Annotated in this window: 12 protein-coding genes; all 12 read left to right on the top strand. The window is 49.7% G+C overall.

All coding sequences use genetic code 11. The features are described from left to right. Positions 1-57: 57 nt before the first annotated feature. The 12 genes from J4861_RS13110 (at position 58) to J4861_RS13055 (ending at position 20,192) form a co-directional block, all read left to right on the top strand. Positions 58-483: a helix-turn-helix domain-containing protein gene (locus J4861_RS13110; protein WP_004291432.1), complete on the top strand. Its 426-nt coding sequence runs from the start codon at positions 58-60 to the stop codon at positions 481-483. Between the two features lie 3 nt (positions 484-486). Further along, positions 487-837, top strand: a complete 351-nt coding sequence (locus J4861_RS13105; RefSeq protein ID WP_004291454.1) for a helix-turn-helix domain-containing protein — start codon at positions 487-489, stop codon at positions 835-837. A gap of 20 nt (positions 838-857) precedes the next feature. Beyond that, positions 858-2,429 carry a DUF3945 domain-containing protein gene (locus J4861_RS13100; protein WP_004291455.1) on the top strand — a complete coding sequence of 524 codons (1,572 nt, stop codon included), beginning with the start codon at positions 858-860 and terminating at the stop codon, positions 2,427-2,429. Positions 2,430-2,489: 60 nt separating this feature from the next. After that, positions 2,490-4,577 carry a type IA DNA topoisomerase gene (locus tag J4861_RS13095; protein ID WP_004291456.1) on the top strand — a complete coding sequence of 696 codons (2,088 nt, stop codon included), beginning with the start codon at positions 2,490-2,492 and terminating at the stop codon, positions 4,575-4,577. 162 nt (positions 4,578-4,739) lie between these two features. Continuing rightward, complete coding sequence (locus J4861_RS13090) at positions 4,740-5,192, top strand: DUF1896 domain-containing protein (RefSeq protein WP_004304266.1); 453 nt, start codon at positions 4,740-4,742, stop codon at positions 5,190-5,192. After that, entirely contained in the window at positions 5,182-10,998 is a 5,817-nt protein-coding gene (locus J4861_RS13085) for an N-6 DNA methylase (protein ID WP_004291462.1), read from the top strand. Before J4861_RS13090 ends, J4861_RS13085 begins: the two co-directional genes overlap by 11 nt. 657 nt (positions 10,999-11,655) lie before the next feature. Further along, positions 11,656-13,581: a tetracycline resistance ribosomal protection protein Tet(Q) gene (gene tet(Q), locus J4861_RS13080; RefSeq protein WP_004291466.1), complete on the top strand. Its 1,926-nt coding sequence runs from the start codon at positions 11,656-11,658 to the stop codon at positions 13,579-13,581. After that, positions 13,581-15,899 (top strand): hybrid sensor histidine kinase/response regulator, encoded by a 2,319-nt coding sequence (locus J4861_RS13075; RefSeq protein ID WP_004291467.1) that lies wholly within the window; start codon positions 13,581-13,583, stop codon positions 15,897-15,899. Before tet(Q) ends, J4861_RS13075 begins: the two co-directional genes overlap by 1 nt. Then, complete coding sequence (locus J4861_RS13070) at positions 15,892-17,214, top strand: sigma-54-dependent transcriptional regulator (protein WP_004291471.1); 1,323 nt, start codon at positions 15,892-15,894, stop codon at positions 17,212-17,214. Before J4861_RS13075 ends, J4861_RS13070 begins: the two co-directional genes overlap by 8 nt. Before the next feature lie 279 nt (positions 17,215-17,493). Then, a complete protein-coding gene (locus tag J4861_RS13065) occupies positions 17,494-17,916 on the top strand; it encodes a dihydrofolate reductase family protein (protein WP_004291474.1) in 423 nt (140 codons plus the stop codon). Positions 17,917-18,154: 238 nt separating this feature from the next. Then, complete coding sequence (locus tag J4861_RS13060; RefSeq protein WP_004304269.1) at positions 18,155-18,760, top strand: RteC domain-containing protein; 606 nt, start codon at positions 18,155-18,157, stop codon at positions 18,758-18,760. A 301-nt stretch (positions 18,761-19,061) separates the two neighbouring features. Continuing rightward, on the top strand, positions 19,062-20,192 hold the full coding sequence (locus tag J4861_RS13055; protein WP_004291480.1) for an ATP-binding protein: 1,131 nt from the start codon (positions 19,062-19,064) through the stop codon (positions 20,190-20,192). Positions 20,193-20,205 lie beyond the last annotated feature (13 nt).

Below are 20,205 nucleotides of genomic sequence, written 5' to 3'. Positions count from 1 at the left end.
TTTGACCGGGTTACGGAGCCATCTTCCGCAAAAATCTTACGTGAGTCACGTAGTGAGTTGTTAAAGCCCCTTTTGTTTATTGCCGAATTTTGTCGCAGAAACAAAAAGAAAGGACTGAACATGAAAGTGATAACAATGGAAAGTTCCGCCTACAAGGAGATGATGGCGCAGATTGCGAACATCGCAGGGTACATCCGCGAGGCAAGGGACGAGAAGAAACGGAAGCGGGAAACCGAAGACAAGCTGCTTGACACGGCACAGGCGGCGAAGATGCTCAACGTGAGCAAGCGCACCATGCAGCGTATGCGCACCGACCACCGTATCGAGTATGTGGTGGTACGCGGAAGCTGCCGCTACCGCCTTTCCGAGATACTGCGGCTATTGGAGGACAACACAGTAAGGAACGAGGAAGGGACAATAGACACCCTGTTCCACAACCACACGCTGCGCACGGGCGGCAAACCAAAAGGAAGGAGGACATAGGTCATGGAACTGCTCACACGAAACAACTTCGAGGGCTGGATGCAGAAGCTGATGGAACGGCTCGACCGTCAGGACGAACTGCTGCTGGCGATGAAGGCTGAGGGGAAACAGCCCACTATCACGGAAAGCATCCGCCTTTTCGACAATCAGGATTTGTGCATGTTGCTCCAGATAAGCAAACGCACCCTCCAACGCTACCGCAGCGTAGGCGCATTGCCCTACAAGACGCTGGGCAAGAAGACCTATTACAGCGAGGAGGACGTGCTGACATTCCTTTCCAACCATATCAAGGACTTCAAAAAGGAAGATATAGCCTTCTACAAGGCTCGTATCCATAATTTCTTTCATAAATAACCCATTAAAACATTTTTCAGATGGCAAAGAAAAAAGACGAAAAGGACGTGCTGGTAGTCCGTGACGAGAAGACAGGCGAGATCAGCGTGGTAGCCGGGCTGAACGCGGACGGCACACCCAAGCGCACCCCCGCAAAAGCGGAGAACGCGCAGAGTTTCCTGCAATTCGACCGACATGGCGACGTGCTGGACAACTTCTTCAAGAACTTCTTCCGGCAGTGCAAGGAACCCAGCCGCTTCGGTTTCTACCGCATTGCGGCAGACCAAGCTGAAAATCTCTTAGAGGTGATGAAGCAACTGCTGAAAGACCCCGAAGCGAACAAGGAGCTGCTCGCCCCTCACAAGGTGGACACCTCCGACTATGAGAAGAAGGTGCAGGAAGAGATGGCAGCACAACAGACAGAGAAACAAGAACCTCAAAAACAGGAGAACATGGAACAACGGAAAGAACAGCAACAGGACAAATCCGAACAGATGCAGGGCAAACGTGGCTACCAGCCCATCGACGAGAGTAAAATCAACTGGCAGGAGCTGGAGGACAGATGGGGCGTAAAGCGGGACAACCTTGAAAAGTCCGGCGACCTTACGAAGATGCTCAACTATGGCAAGTCCGACTTGGTAAAGGTCAAACCGACCTTCGGCGGCGAATCATTCGAGCTGGACGCCCGCCTCTCCTTCAAGAAGGACGGTGAGGGAAACATCAGCCTCGTGCCGCACTTCATCCGCAAGGAGCAGAAGCTGGATGAGTACAAGGAACACAAATTCTCCGACAATGACCGGAAGAACCTCCGCGAAACGGGCAATCTCGGTAGGGTCGTGGACATTGTGGACAGGGAAACGGGCGAGATCATCCCCTCCTACATCAGCATCGACCGCAAGACGAATGAAATCACGGACATTCCGGCAAGCAGGGTGCGCATCCCGGAGCGCATCGGCAAGACGGAAATCACCACGCAGGAGCGGGACATGCTCCGCGCCGGACTGCCCGTACGCGACAAGCTCATCGAGCGCAACGACGGCAGAAAGTTCGTCACCACCCTGCAAGTGAACGTGGAGCAGCGCGGCGTGGAGTTCGTGCCGGGAACCGGCAAGTCGCCCCGTACCGCACAGACACAGGAAACCAAAGGCGACACATCGAAAAGTCAGGCGCAGGGCGGGGAAAATGCCGCACAGACCAAGAAGGAGCAACGCCGCAACACGTGGACGAACGAGGACGGCAGCATCCGCCCCATCAGCAAATGGAGCGGCGTGAGCTTCACCGACCAGCAGAAAGCCGACTATGTGGCGGGTAAAGCCGTGAAGCTGGAGAACGTGACCGACAAGCAGGGCTTCCATGCCACGATGTATATCAAGTTCAACCCGGAGAAGGGACGCCCGTACCGCTACGACACGAACCCTGACAATGCACAGCAGGTTGCTCCGTCCAACGAGAGCCGCACGCAGGTGGCGGTGAACAACGATGGCAAGACCAACGAGGCTACAAAGAATCTGAGAGAGCCGTTGCAGAAAGGTCAGACCAACCCGAAGGACGCCCGCCAGCAACAGCAGCAGGAGAAGCCGCAGAAGAAAACGGGCAAGGGCATGAAAATGTAATCCCGTGTCCGCCACTGAATCCAAAATAAAATCCAAAGTATCAACAAAAAAGAAGAAGACATGAAGACAATCATTGCAGAAAAGCCCTCCGTGGCACGTGAAATCGCCCGCATCGTGGGCGCGACAAAGAGAGAGGAAGGATATTTCGAGGGAGGCGGTTATGCCGTGACATGGGCATTCGGACACCTCGTTCAGCTTGCCATGCCCGACGGCTACGGCGTGCGCGGATTTGTCCGTGACAACCTCCCGATTATTCCCGACACATTCACGCTCGTCCCCCGTCAGGTCAGGACGGAGAAAGGTTACAAGCCCGACAGCGGCGTGGTGTCGCAGATAAAAGTCATCAAAAGACTGTTCGACACAAGCGAACATATCATCGTGGCGACCGATGCCGGACGCGAGGGAGAGCTTATCTTCCGCTACCTCTACCACTATACGGGTTGCACCACTCCTTTCGTGCGCCTGTGGATCAGCTCTCTCACCGACAAAGCTATCCGCGAGGGACTGCGGAAACTCGAAGACGGCAGCAAATACGACAACCTCTACCTCGCCGCCAAAGCGCGGAGCGAATCCGACTGGCTCGTGGGCATCAACGGCACACAGGCGTTATCCATCGCCGCCGGACACGGCACGTATTCCGTGGGGCGGGTGCAGACACCAACGTTGGCTATGGTATGTGAACGCTACTGGGAGAACCGCCGCTTTACGTCCGAAGCATTCTGGCAGCTCCATATCGCAACGGACGGTTGCGACGGCGAAGTCGTGAAATTCTCATCCTCCGAGAAATGGAAAGAGAAAGAACCGGCGATGGAACTATATAATAAGGTAAAGGCGGCAGGTTGCGCCACTGTCACGAAAGCCGAGCGCAAGGAGAAGACGGAGGAAACTCCCTTGCTCTACGACCTGACCACGCTCCAGAAAGAAGCCAACGCCAAGCACGGCTTCACGGCGGAACAGACGCTTGAAATCGCGCAGAAACTCTACGAAAAGAAGTTGATAACCTATCCGAGAACGGGAAGCCGCTACATCCCCGAAGACGTGTTTGCCGAAATTCCCAAACTGCTCGCTTTCATCGGCACACAGCCCGAATGGAAAGACAAGGTGCGGGCAAAAGCCGCCCCGACACGCCGCAGCGTGGACGACGGCAAGGTGACAGACCACCATGCCCTGCTCGTCACGGGTGAGAAACCGCTCTTCCTCTCCAAAGAGGACAATACCATCTATCAGATGATTGCCGGGCGCATGGTCGAGGCATTCTCTGAGAAATGCGTCAAGGATGTGACCACTGTCACGGCGGAATGTGCCGGAGTGGAGTTTACCGTAAAAGGCAGCGTCGTGAAGCAAACCGGATGGCGTGCCGTCTATGGCGAGGAAAAAGAGGAAATTACCATCCCCGGCTGGCAGGAAGGCGACACGCTGACACCGAAAGGCTCGTCCATTACCGAAGGAAAGACCAAACCCAAGCCGCTGCATACCGAAGCCACCCTGCTCTCGGCAATGGAAACGGCGGGCAAGGAAATTGAGGACGACGCACTGCGGCAGGCGATGAAGGACTGTGGCATCGGTACTCCCGCCACACGCGCCTCCATCATCGAAACGCTTTTCAAGCGCGGTTACATGGAACGCTGCAAGAAGTCGCTTGTTCCCACCGAAAAAGGACTTGCCCTCAATTCCGTCGTCAAGACGATGCGCATCGCCGATGTTGCCATGACGGGCGAATGGGAAAAGGAGCTGGCGCGTATCGAGCGCGGGGAACTGTCCGACGACACCTTCCGCAAGGAGATAGAGGCGTACACACGTGAGATAACCTCCGAACTGATCTCGTGCGACAAGCTCTTCGGCAGCCGTGACTCCGGCTGCGCGTGTCCCAAGTGTGGCACGGGCAGGATGCGGTTCTACGGCAAGGTGGTACGCTGCGACAACACGGAGTGCGGACTGCCCGTGTTCCGGCTGAAAGCGGGACGCACCCTGTCCGACGATGAAATCAAAGACCTGCTCACCGAAGGGCATACCAAGCTGCTCAAAGGGTTCAAGAGCAAACAGGGCAAGAGTTTCGATGCTGTTGTCGCCTTTGACGGGGAATATAACACGACTTTTGTGTTCCCGGAGGCTAAAAAGGACAAGAAATTTTCAGGACGGAAGAAATAGTATTAACTTTGCCACTTGTTCAGAGTAATGAATTGTTCTTCGATACCGGATTACACTCATACTTTGGATTTAGTGGTGGCACTCGGAGGGATACCGAGTGCCTTTTTCTTCCTTTTTCCAACCGATTATCCCGTTAATTATCAATCCGCTAAATCCAAAGTAATGAACAACAAGAAGAAAAACGAGGGTCAGACCGACTTTTCCTATTACGGTCTGTACCTGCTGGACTATCTCCGCACGAACAAGTTTGAACAGGCTGACGACACCGCTTTCATACGGGAACGGGCCGACCGTGCCGCCGAAACGTATGAGAGGGCACGGCTTGAAGGCTATCCCGCCGATGGTGCGCAGGAACTGGCGATGGACACGCTGCTGCGCGGGCTGCATTATTCCCGTTACGCCATCCTCCGCGAAGTCGTGGAAAACGAGTTTGCCGATGAAGTGCCGGAAGAGAAGCGTGAAGCCTTTGTCCTGAAACTGCTGCCGCTTGTCGGCAACGTGTTCTCCGTCTATGACCTCTCGGATGACAATTTCGCCCTGTCTTCCGATTACGACCTGCTCTACACGGAGCTGACGGGAGCAACCGTCCTTTACTTAGACGAATATGGCGTTTAACCGCAAACAGAAACTGCGGGACAACATCGAGGCGATACGGACGGCATTCATCCTTGACAGGGAAAATAGGACAGCGACAACCGAAGAGCGTGCCATACTTCAAAGGTACTGCGGTTTCGGCGGTCTGAAATGTATCCTCAACCCTGCAAAGGAACTGACGGATGCCGTCCGGTGGGCGAAATCCGACCTCGAACTGTTCGCCCCGACGGTGGAGCTGCACAGGCTTATCCGTGAGAACAGCAAGGACGAAACAGAGTACAAGCGGTTTGTGGATTCGCTGAAAGCGTCCGTGCTGACCGCTTTCTACACCCCCAAAGAGATAACCGACACCATCGCGGACGTGCTGGCAGATTACAGCGTCCGCCCCGCCCGTATGCTCGAACCGTCGGCAGGTGTCGGCGTGTTCGTGGATTCCATGCTGCGGCACAGCCCCAATGCGGATGTGATGGCTTTCGAGAAGGATCTGCTCACGGGTACAATCTTGAGGCATCTCTATCCCGACCAGAAAATGCGCACCTGCGGTTTTGAGAAAATCGAAAGACCGTTCAACAATTATTTCGACTTGGCGGTGTCCAACATTCCGTTCGGTGACATTGCCGTGTTCGACGCGGAGTTTCAGCGGAGCGACTCTTTCGGCAGACGCTCCGCCCAGAAAACCATCCACAACTATTTCTTTCTCAAAGGACTGGATGCCGTGCGTGACGGCGGTATCGTGGCGTTCATCACCTCGCAAGGGGTATTGAATAGCACCAAGACCTCCGTGCGTAACGAGCTGTTCAGTCAGGCCAATCTGGTATCCGCGATACGCCTGCCCAACAACCTGTTCACGGACAACGCGGGCACGGAGGTGGGCAGTGACCTGATTGTCCTGCAAAAGAACCTCAGCAAGAAGGAAATGTCGCAGGACGAGCGGCTGATGACCGTGATACAGACGGACACGAAAACCGCCCTGACCGACAACGCCTATTTCATCCACCACCCGGAACGCATCGTGCATACGATGGCGAAACTTGACACAGACCCCTACGGGAAGCCCGCTATGGTTTATCTGCACGAGGGCAAGGCAGCAGGCATCGCCGGGGATTTGCGCCGTATGCTCGACGAGGATTTCCATTACAGGCTTGCCATGCGCTTGTATTCGGGTTCAATCCGGCAGGCAGGAACGGAAGAAAAAGTTGCCGTTCAAAATAAAGTAGAGCGTCCTGCCATAAAATTGGAAACAGTATCCTCGGCGCAGACGGTGGAAACTCCGACAGAAAAGCCGCAACCCGCAGATGAAAAGCCGGAGATAGAACCGCGCCCGCAATATTCCGCAGGCGTGCAGCTCACCCTGCTTGACCTCTGGGGGATGACGGAAGAGGTCAGCCAACCGAAAACCTCCAAAAAGAAAAAGACGGTGAAAAAGGCAGTTACGGCAAAGTCCACTCCGCCCAAACCGAAAGTCACGGTTACACCGACAGCTCCAACTGCAAAACCCGCAATGGAGAATAAGGAGGTGAAAGCGGAGAACACCGCCAAGCCTGCCGACCCGGACGACATCTATGCCACACTGGACTGGGATACCAATCCTCCCATCAACGGTTTCTATGAAATGATGATGGGTTTGACGCCGGAGCGTAGGAAAGAACTTCGGGAACTGGCAAGGCAGCATAACGAGAAACAAGTGGCGGAAAAGACGGAAGTGAAAGCCGTGCCGGAAACTTCCCGTGAGCAGCCACGACAGGAGGAAACACAGCCGGAGGCAGTCGCCGCACCTGCCGTTACAGATACCCCATCGGAAGCGGTGGGGACTTTCCTTTTCCCCGACATCGAAGCGGAAAAGCCGAAGGAGGAAGTCGTGGACCTTTCTCCGCGTGCCTACCACCGCACGCCGGAGATGCACCTGCGCGAAGGGTCGCTGGTGGCTGACCGGGGGCGTCATAACATCGGCTACCTGAAAGACATCACGCCATACGGGGCGACATTCCAGCCGCTCGACCTGAAAGGATACCAGAAGGAAAAGGCGTTGTTGTATGTGTCGCTGCGTGACGCCTACGAGCGTCTGTACCGTTATGAATCGCTCCGGCGCGAGGCAAATGTTCCGTGGCGAGAGCATCTGAATACCTGTTACGATGAGTTTGTCATGCGCTACGGCAACCTCAACGCCAAGCAGAACGTGAAGTTAGTGATGATGGATGCGGGCGGGCGCGACATCCTTTCGCTGGAACGGATGGAAAACGGAAAGTTCGTCAAGGCGGACATCTTCGAGCATCCTGTTTCCTTCGCGGTGGAGAGCCATGCCAACGTAGGCTCTCCCGAAGAAGCCCTGTCTGCGTCGCTCAACAAATATGGTACGGTCAATCTCGACTATATGCGGGAGATAACCGACAGCACGGCGGAGGATTTGCTCACTGCCCTGCAAGGGCGCATCTACTACAATCCGCTCGTGACCGGTTACGAAATCAAAGACCGTTTCATCGCCGGAAATGTCATAGAGAAAGCGGAACGCATAGAGGCATGGATGGGTGACAATCCCGAAAATGAGCGTATGCCGGAGGTGAAGCAGGCGTTGGAGGCTCTGAAAGATGCCGAGCCGCAGCGCATCGCCTTCGAGGATCTGGACTTCAATTTCGGGGAACGCTGGATTCCGACGGGTGTCTATGCCGCCTACATGAGCCGGCTGTTCGACACGGAGGTGAAAATCGCCTATTCCGCAAGCATGGACGAGTTTTCGGTGGTGTGCGGCTACCGCACCATGAAAATCACGGACGAGTTTCTGGTGAAGGGGTATTACCGGAACTATGACGGTATGCACCTCCTAAAACACGCCCTGCACAACACCTGCCCTGACATGATGAAGTCCATCGGCAAGGACGAGCATGGCAACGACATCAAGATGCGCGACAGCGAGGGAATACAACTCGCCAACGCCAAGATTGACGAGATACGAAACGGCTTCTCCGAATGGCTCGAAGAGCAGTCGCCGCAGTTCAAGGAGCGGCTTGTGACGATGTATAACCGCAAGTTCAACTGTTTCGTGCGCCCGCGCTACGACGGCTCCCATCAGACCTTTCCCGACCTCAACCTGAAAGGGCTGGCAAGCCGGGGTATCAAGAGCGTCTATCCCTCACAGATGGATTGCGTCTGGATGTTGAAACAGAACGGCGGCGGAATTTGCGACCACGAGGTGGGAACCGGTAAGACGCTGATAATGTGCATCGCCGCGCATGAGATGAAGCGTCTGAATTTGGCACACAAGCCGATGATTATCGGGCTGAAAGCCAACGTTGCGGAGATTGCAGCCACCTATCAGGCGGCATATCCCAACGCACGTATTCTGTACGCTTCGGAGAAGGACTTTTCGACCGCCAACCGTGTGCGCTTCTTCAATAATATAAAGAACAACGACTACGATTGCGTCATCATGTCGCACGACCAGTTCGGCAAGATACCGCAGTCGCCGGAATTGCAGCAGCGCATCCTGCAAGCAGAGCTTGACACGGTGGAGGAAAACCTCGAAGTGCTACGGCAGCAGGGAAAGAACGTGTCGCGGGCGATGCTGAAAGGATTGGAGAAGCGCAAGCACAACCTTGAAGCGAAGCTGGAGAAGGTGGAACACGCCATAAAGTCACGCACGGACGACGTGGTGGATTTCAAGCAGATGGGCATCGACCACATCTTCATAGATGAGAGCCACCAGTTCAAGAATCTGACTTTCAACACGCGCCACGACCGTGTGGCGGGATTGGGAAACAGCGAGGGAAGCCAGAAGGCACTTAACATGCTCTTTGCCATACGCACCATACAGGAGCGCACAGGAAAAGACTTGGGTGCGACCTTCCTCTCCGGCACGACTATCAGCAACTCACTGACTGAATTGTACCTGCTGTTCAAGTACCTGCGCCCGAAGGAGCTGGAACGGCAGGACATAAGGTGTTTCGACGCTTGGGCGGCGATATTTGCCAAGAAGACGACGGATTTTGAATTTAACGTGACGAACAATGTGGTCCAGAAGGAGCGTTTCCGCTACTTCATCAAAGTGCCGGAGCTTGCCGCCTTCTATAATGAAATCACGGACTACCGCACGGCGGAGGATGTGGGCGTTGACCGTCCTGCCAAGAACGAGATACTGCACCATATACCGCCCACGCCGGAACAGGAGGACTTCATACAGAAACTGATGCAGTTCGCCAAGACGGGCGATGCCACCTTGTTGGGCAGGCTGCCGCTTTCGGAAACGGAAGAAAAGGCGAAGATGCTCATCGCCACGGACTATGCCCGGAAAATGGCACTCGACATGCGCATGATAGACCCGAATTACGAAGATCATCCCGACAACAAAGCGAGTCACTGTGCCAAGATGATCGCGGAGTATTATCAAAAATACGACGCCCAGAAAGGCACGCAGTTCGTTTTCTCTGATTTGGGGACATACCAGCCGGGCGACGGGTGGAACGTCTATTCGGAAATCAAGCGCAAACTGACGGAGGACTACGGTATACCGCCAAGCGAGGTGCGCTTCATTCAGGAGTGCAAGACCGACAAGGCGCGGAAGGCGGTGATAGACGCCATGAACGCCGGGACGGTGCGTGTGCTGTTCGGCTCTACCTCTATGCTCGGAACGGGTGTGAACGCCCAGAAACGGTGTGTGGCTATCCATCATCTCGATACGCCGTGGCGACCGTCCGACTTGCAACAGCGTGACGGACGCGGAGTTAGGGCAGGTAATGAGATTGCCAAACATTTCGCCGGGAACAACGTGGATGTAATCATCTACGCGGTGGAGAAGTCACTGGACAGCTACAAGTTCAACCTCCTGCACTGCAAGCAGACTTTCATAAGCCAGCTCAAAAGCGGTGCGATGGGTGCGCGTACCATCGACGAGGGGGCAATGGACGAAAAATCGGGCATGAATTTCTCGGAATACATGGCGTTGCTCTCCGGCAATACCGACCTGTTGGACAAGGCGAAACTGGAAAAGCGGATCGCATCGCTCGAAGGGGAACGCAAGTCGTTCAACAAGGGCAAGCGTGATTCGGAGTTCAAGCTGGAGTCAAAGACCGGCGAGTTGCGCAACAACACGGCTTTCATAGATGCCATGACGGAGGACTGGAACCGCTTCCTGTCGGTGGTGCAGACCGACAAGGAGGGCAACCGCCTTAATATAATAAAGGTGGACGGAGTGGATTCCGCCGATGAGAAGGTCATCGGAAAGCGTTTGCAGGAGATAGCCAAGAATGCCACGACCGGAGGGTTGTACACGCAGGTCGGTGAACTTTACGGTTTTCCGATAAAGGTGGTGAGCGAAAGGATACTCAAAGAGGGATTGGAGTTCACCGACAACCGCTTCGTGGTCGAGGGGAACTACAAGTACACCTACAACAACGGGCATCTGGCGATGGCTGACCCGTTGGCCGCCGCCCGCAACTTCCTCAACGCGATGGAGAGGATACCCTCCATCATCGACCAGTACAAGGCGAAGAACGAGGTGCTGGAGATGGAGATACCGCAGTTACAGGAGATAGCGGGTAAGGTGTGGAAGAAGGAGGACGAGCTGAAGCAGTTGAAGTCCGAACTTGCCGCCCTTGACCGAAAAATTCAGCTGGAGCTTGCGCCACCCACGCCCGAAGTCGCAGAAAAGGAGAATGAAGGGCAACAGCTCAAGCCGGAAGCGGAAGATGTGAGGAACAGGCAGGCGCAATATCCCGAAAATGCACCGCCGCAGATACGCAGTCCGGCGGATAGTATCGTTGCCAACCATGTCATAATCGGGCGTCCGGGACTGTATGCCAAGGAGGAAACCCGGTCCAAAGGATTGAAAATATAACCTAAGGAATTTTATCTGAAGTATTAATAAGGGCTATCCCAAAAGGTCTAAAAGTAAATTTTATCCTTTCTGCAAGTATCTATAGGATGGCAACTGCATTTTTTTCTTTTTGGGCAGCCCTTATTAAAATTTATTCTTATTTTAGGTTATATACATTCATGTCCATTTATGTAAAAAATTCCTGCTGACCTTGTTTATGTCTTGTCAGTCACCATTTGCAAAACCATATTTGACCCTCAAAGAGGCTGAATTTGATAAGTAACTTGCTACATACTCATAATAAGGAGCTAAATAGAACACGAATGGGAAATACACAAATGCTAAACTAAAGAAGATATTGGCCAAAATAAACGCTATACCGAGAGAGAAACTTGATTTTTCAACTTCCTAAAACGGTGTTGTTCAAACATTTCTACTTATTTGTACTTGCCAGTTGAACCTACGCTTCCCTAATAAAATGTCTATGGTAAAAAGTTAAAAAATCCTCCCACTTTTGTTAGATATATTTTTTTGTGTAATTTTGTAATCGTTATGCGGCAGTAATAATATACATATTAATACGAGTTAGTAATCCTGTAGTTCTCATATGCTACGAGGAGGTATTAAAAGGTGCGTTTCGACAATGCATCTACTGTAGTATATTATTGCTTAATCCAAATGAATATTATAAATTTAGGAATTCTTGCTCACATTGATGCAGGAAAAACTTCCGTAACCGAGAATCTGCTGTTTGCCAGTGGAGCAACGGAAAAGTGCGGCCGTGTGGATAATGGTGACACCATAACGGACTCTATGGATATAGAGAAACGTAGAGGAATTACTGTCCGGGCTTCTACGACATCTATTATCTGGAATGGAGTGAAATGCAATATCATTGACACTCCGGGACACATGGATTTTATTGCGGAAGTGGAGCGGACATTCAAAATGCTTGATGGAGCAGTCCTCATCTTATCCGCAAAGGAAGGCATACAAGCGCAGACAAAGTTGCTGTTCAGTACTTTACAAAAGCTGCAAATCCCGACAATTATATTTATCAATAAGATTGACCGTGCCGGTGTGAATTTGGAGCGTTTGTATATGGATATAAAAACAAATCTGTCGCAAGATGTCCTGTTTATGCAAACTGTTGTCGATGGATCGGTTTATCCGGTTTGCTCCCAAACATATATAAAGGAAGAATACAAAGAATTTGTATGCAACCATGACGACGATATATTAGAACGATATTTGGCGGATAGCGAAATTTCACCGGCTGATTATTGGAATACGATAATCGCTCTTGTGGCAAAAGCCAAAGTCTATCCGGTGCTACATGGATCAGCAATGTTCAATATCGGTATCAATGAGTTGTTGGACGCCATTTCTTCTTTTATACTTCCTCCGGCATCAGTCTCAAACAGACTTTCAGCTTATCTCTATAAGATAGAGCATGACCCCAAAGGGCATAAAAGAAGTTTTCTTAAAATAATTGACGGAAGTCTGAGACTTCGAGACGTTGTAAGAATCAACGATTCGGAAAAATTCATCAAGATTAAAAATCTAAAGACTATTTATCAGGGCAGAGAGATAAATGTTGATGAAGTGGGTGCCAATGATATCGCGATTGTAGAAGATATAGAAGATTTTCGAATCGGAGATTATTTAGGTGCTAAACCTTGTTTGATTCAAGGATTATCTCATCAGCATCCCGCTCTCAAATCCTCCGTCCGGCCAAATAAGCCCGAAGAGAGAAGCAAGGTGATATCCGCTCTGAATACATTGTGGATTGAAGACCCGTCTTTGTCCTTTTCCATAAACTCATATAGTGATGAATTGGAAATCTCGTTATATGGTTTGACCCAAAAGGAAATCATACAGACATTGCTGGAAGAACGATTTTCCGTAAAGGTCCATTTTGATGAGATCAAGACTATCTACAAAGAACGACCTATAAAAAAGGTCAATAAGATTATTCAGATCGAAGTACCACCCAACCCTTACTGGGCCACAATAGGGCTGACTCTTGAACCCTTACCGTTAGGGGCAGGGTTGCAAATCGAAAGTGACATCTCCTATGGTTATCTGAACCATTCTTTTCAAAATGCCGTTTTTGAAGGGATTCGTATGTCTTGCCAATCTGGTTTACATGGATGGGAAGTGACAGATCTGAAAGTAACTTTTACTCAAGCCGAGTATTATAGCCCGGTAAGTACACCTGCTGATTTCAGACAGCTGACCCCTTATGTCTTCAGGCTGGCTTTGCAACAGTCAGGTGTGGACATTCTCGAACCGATGCTCTGTTTTGAGTTGCAGATACCCCAAGTAGCGAGTTCCAAAGCTATTACAGATTTGCAAAAACTGATGTCTGAGATTGAAGACATCAGTTGTAATAATGAGTGGTGTCATATTAAAGGGAAAGTTCCATTAAATACAAGTAAAGACTATGCCTCAGAAGTAAGTTCGTACACTAAGGGCTTAGGCATTTTTATGGTTAAGCCATGTGGGTATCAAATAACAAAAGACGGTTATTCTGATAATATCCGCATGAACGAAAAAGATAAACTTTTATTCATGTTCCAAAAATCAATGTCATTAAAATAATGGAGCGGTCAGGAAATTTCTATAAGGCAATACGGTTGGGATATATACTTATCTCCATTCTTATCGGATGTATGGCATATAATAGCCTCTATGAATGGCAGGAGATAGAAGCATTAGAACTTGGCAATAAAAAAATAGACGAGCTCCGAAAAGAAATAAACAATATCAATATTCAAATGATAAAATTTTCTCTATTGGGTGAAACAATACTGGAATGGAACGATAAAGATATCGAGCATTACCATGCACGGCGTATGGCAATGGACAGTATGCTCTGCCGTTTCAAGGCCACCTATCCAGCAGAGCGCATCGATAGTGTGCGCAGTCTTTTAGAGGATAAGGAACGACAGATGTTCCAGATAGTCCGGTTAATGGATGAACAACAATCTATTAACAAGAAGATAGCCAATCAAATTCCGGTTATTGTACAGAAAAGTGTGCAGGAACAGTCCAAAAAGCCAAAACGAAAAGGTTTCTTAGGCATATTCGGCAAAAAAAAGGAAGTAACTCCAGCAGTATCAACCACTATCCTTCATTCGGTCAATAGAAACGTAATCAGCGAACAGAAAGTGCAGGATCGCCAATTGTCGGAACAAGCCGACAGCCTTGCAGCTCGTAATGCAGAACTTAACAGACAACTGCAAGAATTGATTTGCCAAATAGAAGAAAAGGTACAAACCGAACTGCAAAGCCGGGAAAACGAAATAGTTGCCATGCGTGAAAAGTCATTTATGCAAGTAGGCGGTTTAATGGGATTCGTTCTTCTATTGTTGTTAATTTCCTACATCATCATACATCGTGATGCAAAAAGCATTAAACAATACAAGCACAAGACAACTGATTTGATAAGGCAACTGGAACAATCCGTACAACGGAACGAGGCACTGATAACGTCAAGGAAGAAGGCGGTACATACTATCACCCATGAACTGCGCACACCGCTGACAGCAATAACAGGCTATGCCGGACTGATACGGAAAGAACAGTGTGAGGATAAGTCCGGGCAGTATATCCAAAACATACTGCAATCCTCCGACCGTATGCGGGATATGCTTAACACTTTGCTTGACTTCTTCCGCCTGGACAACGGCAAGGAACAGCCCCGTCTGTCACCCTGCCGGATTTCAGCAATCACGCACACACTTGAAACGGAGTTCATGCCTGTTGCCGTGAACAAAGGGCTGTCCTTGTCCGTGAAGACTGGACACGATGCCATTGTATTGACCGACAAAGAGCGAATAATACAAATCGGGAATAACCTGCTGTCAAACGCTGTCAAGTTCACAGAAGAAGGCGGTGTTTCTTTGATTACTGAATATGATAATGGAGTTCTGACACTGGTCGTTGAAGATACAGGTACAGGCATGACAGAAGAGGAACAGAAACAAGCGTTCGGTGCGTTTGAACGTCTATCAAATGCCGCCGCAAAGGAGGGTTTCGGGCTTGGGCTTGCCATAATGCGTAATATTGTGTCGATGCTTGGCGGAACAATCCGTTTAGACAGCAAGAAAGGGAAAGGCAGTCGTTTCACAGTTGAAATTTCTATGCAGGAAGCTGAAGAACAGCTTGGATATACAAGCAATACACCTGTTTATCATAACAATAAATTCCATGATGTTGTCGCCATTGACAATGATGAGGTATTACTTCTGATGCTGAAAGAGATGTATTCCCAAGAAGGAATACACTGCGACACTTGCACCGATGCTGCGGCACTGATGGAAATGATACGCCAGAAAGAATACAGCCTGTTGCTGACAGACTTGAATATGCCCGATATAAACGGTTTCGAATTGCTGGAACTGTTGCGTTCGTCCAACGTGGGCAATTCACCAACAATCCCGGTGGTTGTGGCAACCGCTTCGGGCAGTTGTAACAAAGGGGAACTATTGGCAAAAGGCTTTGCCGGATGCCTGTTCAAACCGTTCTCCATATCGGAACTGATGGAGGTTTCCGACAGGTGTGCCATAAAAGCGACACCGGACGGGAAACCGGACTTTTCCGCCTTATTGTCCTATGGCAATGAAGCCGTCATGCTGGAAAAGTTGATAACTGAAACAGAAAAGGAAATGCAGGCGGTACGGGATGCAGCAAAAGAAAAAGACCTGCAAAAGCTGGATTCCCTGATCCACCACCTGCGCAGTTCGTGGGAGGTGCTCCGTGCCGACCAACCGCTGAATGTACTTTACGGATTGCTTCGTGGCGATGCTCTCCCGGATGGTGAAGCGTTAAGCCATGCCGTGACTGCCGTGCTGGATAAGGGAGTGGAAATAATACGGTTGGCAGAAGAGGAAAGGAGAAAATACGAAGATGAATAAGACAAAAATAATTGTGGTGGAAGACAACATCGTGTATTGCGAATATGTCTGCAATATGCTGTCACGGGAGGGCTACCGCAATATGAAGGCTTACCACCTCTCAACCGCGAAGAAACATCTGCAACAGGCAACAGATAATGATATCGTGGTTGCCGACCTGCGTCTGCCTGACGGCAGTGGCATAGACCTTTTGTGCTGGATGCGAAAGGAGGGAAAGATGCAGCCCTTCATCATTATGACCGACTACGCCGAAGTTAATACCGCCGTGGAAAGCATGAAACTCGGCTCGATAGACTATATTCCCAAACAGCTTGTGGAGGATAAACTTGTCCCCCTGATCCGTTCCATACTGAAAGAACGTCAGGCAGGACAACGCCGTATGCCTATATTCGCCCGTGAAGGTTCCGCCTTTCAGAAAATCATGCACCGCATAAGGCTGGTAGCCGCCACCGATATGAGCGTGATGATATTTGGTGAGAACGGCACGGGCAAGGAGCATATTGCCCACCTGTTGCATGACAAGAGCAAACGTGCAGGCAAGCCATTTGTGGCGGTGGACTGCGGTTCACTCTCCAAAGAGCTTGCACCGTCGGCTTTCTTCGGACACGTCAAAGGTGCATTTACAGGTGCGGACAATGCCAAGAAAGGATATTTCCATGAGGCGGAAGGCGGCACGTTGTTTCTGGACGAGGTAGGAAACCTCGCGTTGGAAACCCAACAGATGTTGCTCCGTGCCATACAGGAGAGGCGGTATCGCCCGGTCGGAGACAAGGCAGACCGGAATTTCAATGTCCGCATCATCGCTGCTACCAATGAAGATTTGGAGGTATCGGTGAATGAAAAGCGTTTTCGGCAGGATCTTCTGTACCGCCTGCACGACTTCGGGATAACCGTTCCTCCGTTGCGTGACTGTCAAGAAGACATTATGCCGCTGGCAGAGTTCTTCCGTGATATGGCAAACAGAGAGCTGGAGTGTAGCGTGAGCGGGTTCAGTTCCGAAGCACGTAAAGCGTTGCTGACACACGCATGGCCGGGCAACGTGCGGGAACTTCGGCAGAAAGTTATGGGTGCTGTATTGCAGGCGCAGGAAGGTGTTGTCATGAAAGAGCATCTGGAACTTGCCGTGACGAAACCGACCTCTACTGTCAGCTTCGCCTTGCGCAATGACGCGGAGGATAAGGAGCGGATATTGCGTGCGTTGAAACAGGCAAACGGCAACCGGAGTGTCGCCGCAGAACTGCTCGGCATAGGCAGGACAACACTATACAGCAAACTTGAAGAGTATGGACTTAAATATAAATTCAAGCAATCATAGCCCGTAATTCACTGAATTTGGCTATCTTTGCATAACATTTGAGAAAAACGGCGATTGGCAGGAGCTTTTCGCCGCCAACATATAGGATAAGACCGCAAGGCGTTTCAAGCGAAAATCTGGTAAATTGGAACTACGGAGACGATTGCGTGATGCTTATGCTATGCTTACGCATAGCGTGCATTCACGTACTCTCCGTAAAGGCTTTACCAGAGCCATCGCTTGAAGGTAGTGTGAATTGCACGCTACTTTTTTACCCTTGCCTAACGAAAGGAAACGATTATGGGTAAAGTTCAGATTCTCGCCGTACTGACGATGGACGGATGTCTTTCTTCAGAGTTATATGATAAAGCACATCAGGATTTGTGCCTTGACCGTTGCGGTCTTGATGAAATCAGGAAGAAAGCCTTTTACCGTGTGACACCGGACTATTCCATTTCAATGCTGCACGAATGGAGAAAAGACTGCACAAACATCCGTTACCTCGCGGAAGCCACACCGGACACGGCAGACTATATAAACGGACTGCTGCGGATGCACGCTGTGGATGAAATCATACTATACACCGTTCCTTTCATATCCGGAAGCGGACGACATTTTTTTAAGTCGGCTCTGCCAGAGCAACACTGGACGCTTTCCTCTTTGAAAAGCTATCCCAACGGTGTATGTCGCATTATCTATATCCTTGATAAAAAAGCAAGATAGCCAAAATGTGCGGCAAGCATACATTTCTATTTTCAGGAATAGAATAAATGTTCCGATTACAAACAATTTAAGTCGGAGATAATTTGTCCTTGTGAAAAAATACTGAATTTTATACCTCTGAAATCCAGCACTTTGTAAAATTGAGTGTTGGATTTTTTATTTTCTGCCGCGTTTTTTGCCAATTATATTCATGTGCGCACGCAGAAAACAAAGTGTAATTTTCAAAATTGACAGAACCATGAATTATTTCTTGCTGGCGGAAACCGACTTTTTCCGCCTGATAAACGAAGCCGGCGACTGCAATATGGAAACGGCATACACGGCTTTCGCCACCCAAGTGATCGAACTGTGCAACGGCGGCATGGACATGAACCTTACCGTCATCGCGCTTGCCTACATCGAAATCGAGTTGCAGCACCATCCCGTACGTAATCTGTCAGAAGAAAAAAGAGAGATTGCCGCCTACGTCAGCAAGGCTCTGTCTTTCGTAAGAAAGATGCAGAAATTCCTTGCCACGCCCCAAGTGCCACCACTAATATCCGCCAACAACGCAACAGAAACCACCGCCAGCCTTCTTCAATGGACGGGCAATGCCATCGACCTCGTGGAACTTATCTACGGCATAGACGTGATGGGCTGCATCAACAACGGCAATATGCCGCTCAAACAGCTCGCCCCACTTCTCTATAAGATATTCGGGGTTGATTCTAAAGACTGCTACCGCTTCTACACTGATATCAAACGCCGGAAGAACGAAAGCCGCACCTATTTCATTGACAGGATGCAGGAAAAACTGAACGAGAGAATGTTGCGTGATGAGGAGTTGGAGCGGATGAGAAAATAAAAAAATATCCATTACATATGAGAAGACAGGAATACTCGTATCCTGTCTTTTTATTTTCATTTAATTATATATTAATTAGCACAATATATGTGAGTTTTTCATTCCTATAAGGACAAATTTCAGAAACGTATGTCTGGTAAATTATTGAGTCATCATAGTATGAACATATATCATTACTAAAAACAATGAAACAACTTCCATAAGATTGTGGTTGTAAAAATCGCCATTTAATAGCCCGTTTTTTTTGTAAAATTCGCCAATTAAAAAAATATGATTATCTTTGCATTATATTTTATAAGGTATGGAAACAGTAAATAGAATACTTCAAGAGAAGATTACAGCACGAATCGCGCCCAATAAAGCAGTACTGATTTTTGGTGCTCGCCGTGTTGGTAAAACGGTAATGATGCGTAAAATTGTGGACAACTATTCAGGTAGGACGATGATGCTCAACGGCGAAGACTACGACACATTAGCACTATTGGAGAATCGCTCAATAGCCAATTATCGGCATTTATTGGATGGTATTGATTTGCTGGCTATTGATGAGGCACAGAACATACCACAAATCGGTAGTATTCTGAAGTTGATAGTTGATGAAATACCGGGAATAAGTGTCTTGGCAAGTGGTTCTTCGTCATTCGATTTGCTGAATAAGACTGGTGAACCGTTGGTCGGCCGCAGTACGCAATTTCTCCTTACACCATTCTCGCAACGGGAAATCGCACAGACGGAAACGGCACTTGAAACCCGCCAGAACCTCGAAGCGCGCTTGATTTACGGTTCCTATCCCGAAGTAGTAATGATGGAGAACTATGAACGTAAAACAGACTACCTACGTGATATTGTCGGTGCATACCTGCTTAAAGATATCTTAGCAATTGACGGCTTAAAAAATTCGAGCAAGATGCGCGATCTACTGCGATTGATAGCTTTTCAGTTGGGCAGCGAAGTTTCTTACGAAGAGTTAGGTAAACAACTCGGCATGAGCAAGACGACCGTTGAAAAATACCTCGACCTATTGGAAAAGGTCTTCGTTATCTATCGTCTGGGGGCTTATTCGCGTAACCTACGCAAGGAGGTTACAAAAGCTGGCAAGTGGTACTTCTACGACAACGGCATTCGCAATGCCATTATCGGGGCTTTCTCACCGCTGGCCATTCGGCAGGATGTCGGTGCGCTGTGGGAGAACTACATCATCGGAGAGCGGCGCAAAGCGAACTTCAATGAGGGACTGCACAGGGAGTTCTATTTCTGGCGCACCTACGACAAACAGGAAATCGACCTGATTGAGGAGAGTGCCGACAGTCTTACCGCCTTGGAGTTCAAGTGGGGAAATAAAATGCCGGCCGCACCGAAAGCCTTCCAAGAAGCCTATCCCTATGCCGAGTTTCATGTGGTAAATCGGGAGAATTATTTGGAGTTCGTATAATCAATAAATTACG

Source organism: Prevotella melaninogenica, assembly GCF_018127925.1.
Lineage (GTDB): Bacteria > Bacteroidota > Bacteroidia > Bacteroidales > Bacteroidaceae > Prevotella > Prevotella melaninogenica_C.
The sequence above is the reverse complement of the archived record's forward strand: the minus strand, read 5'-3'. Positions and strand labels throughout refer to the sequence as shown.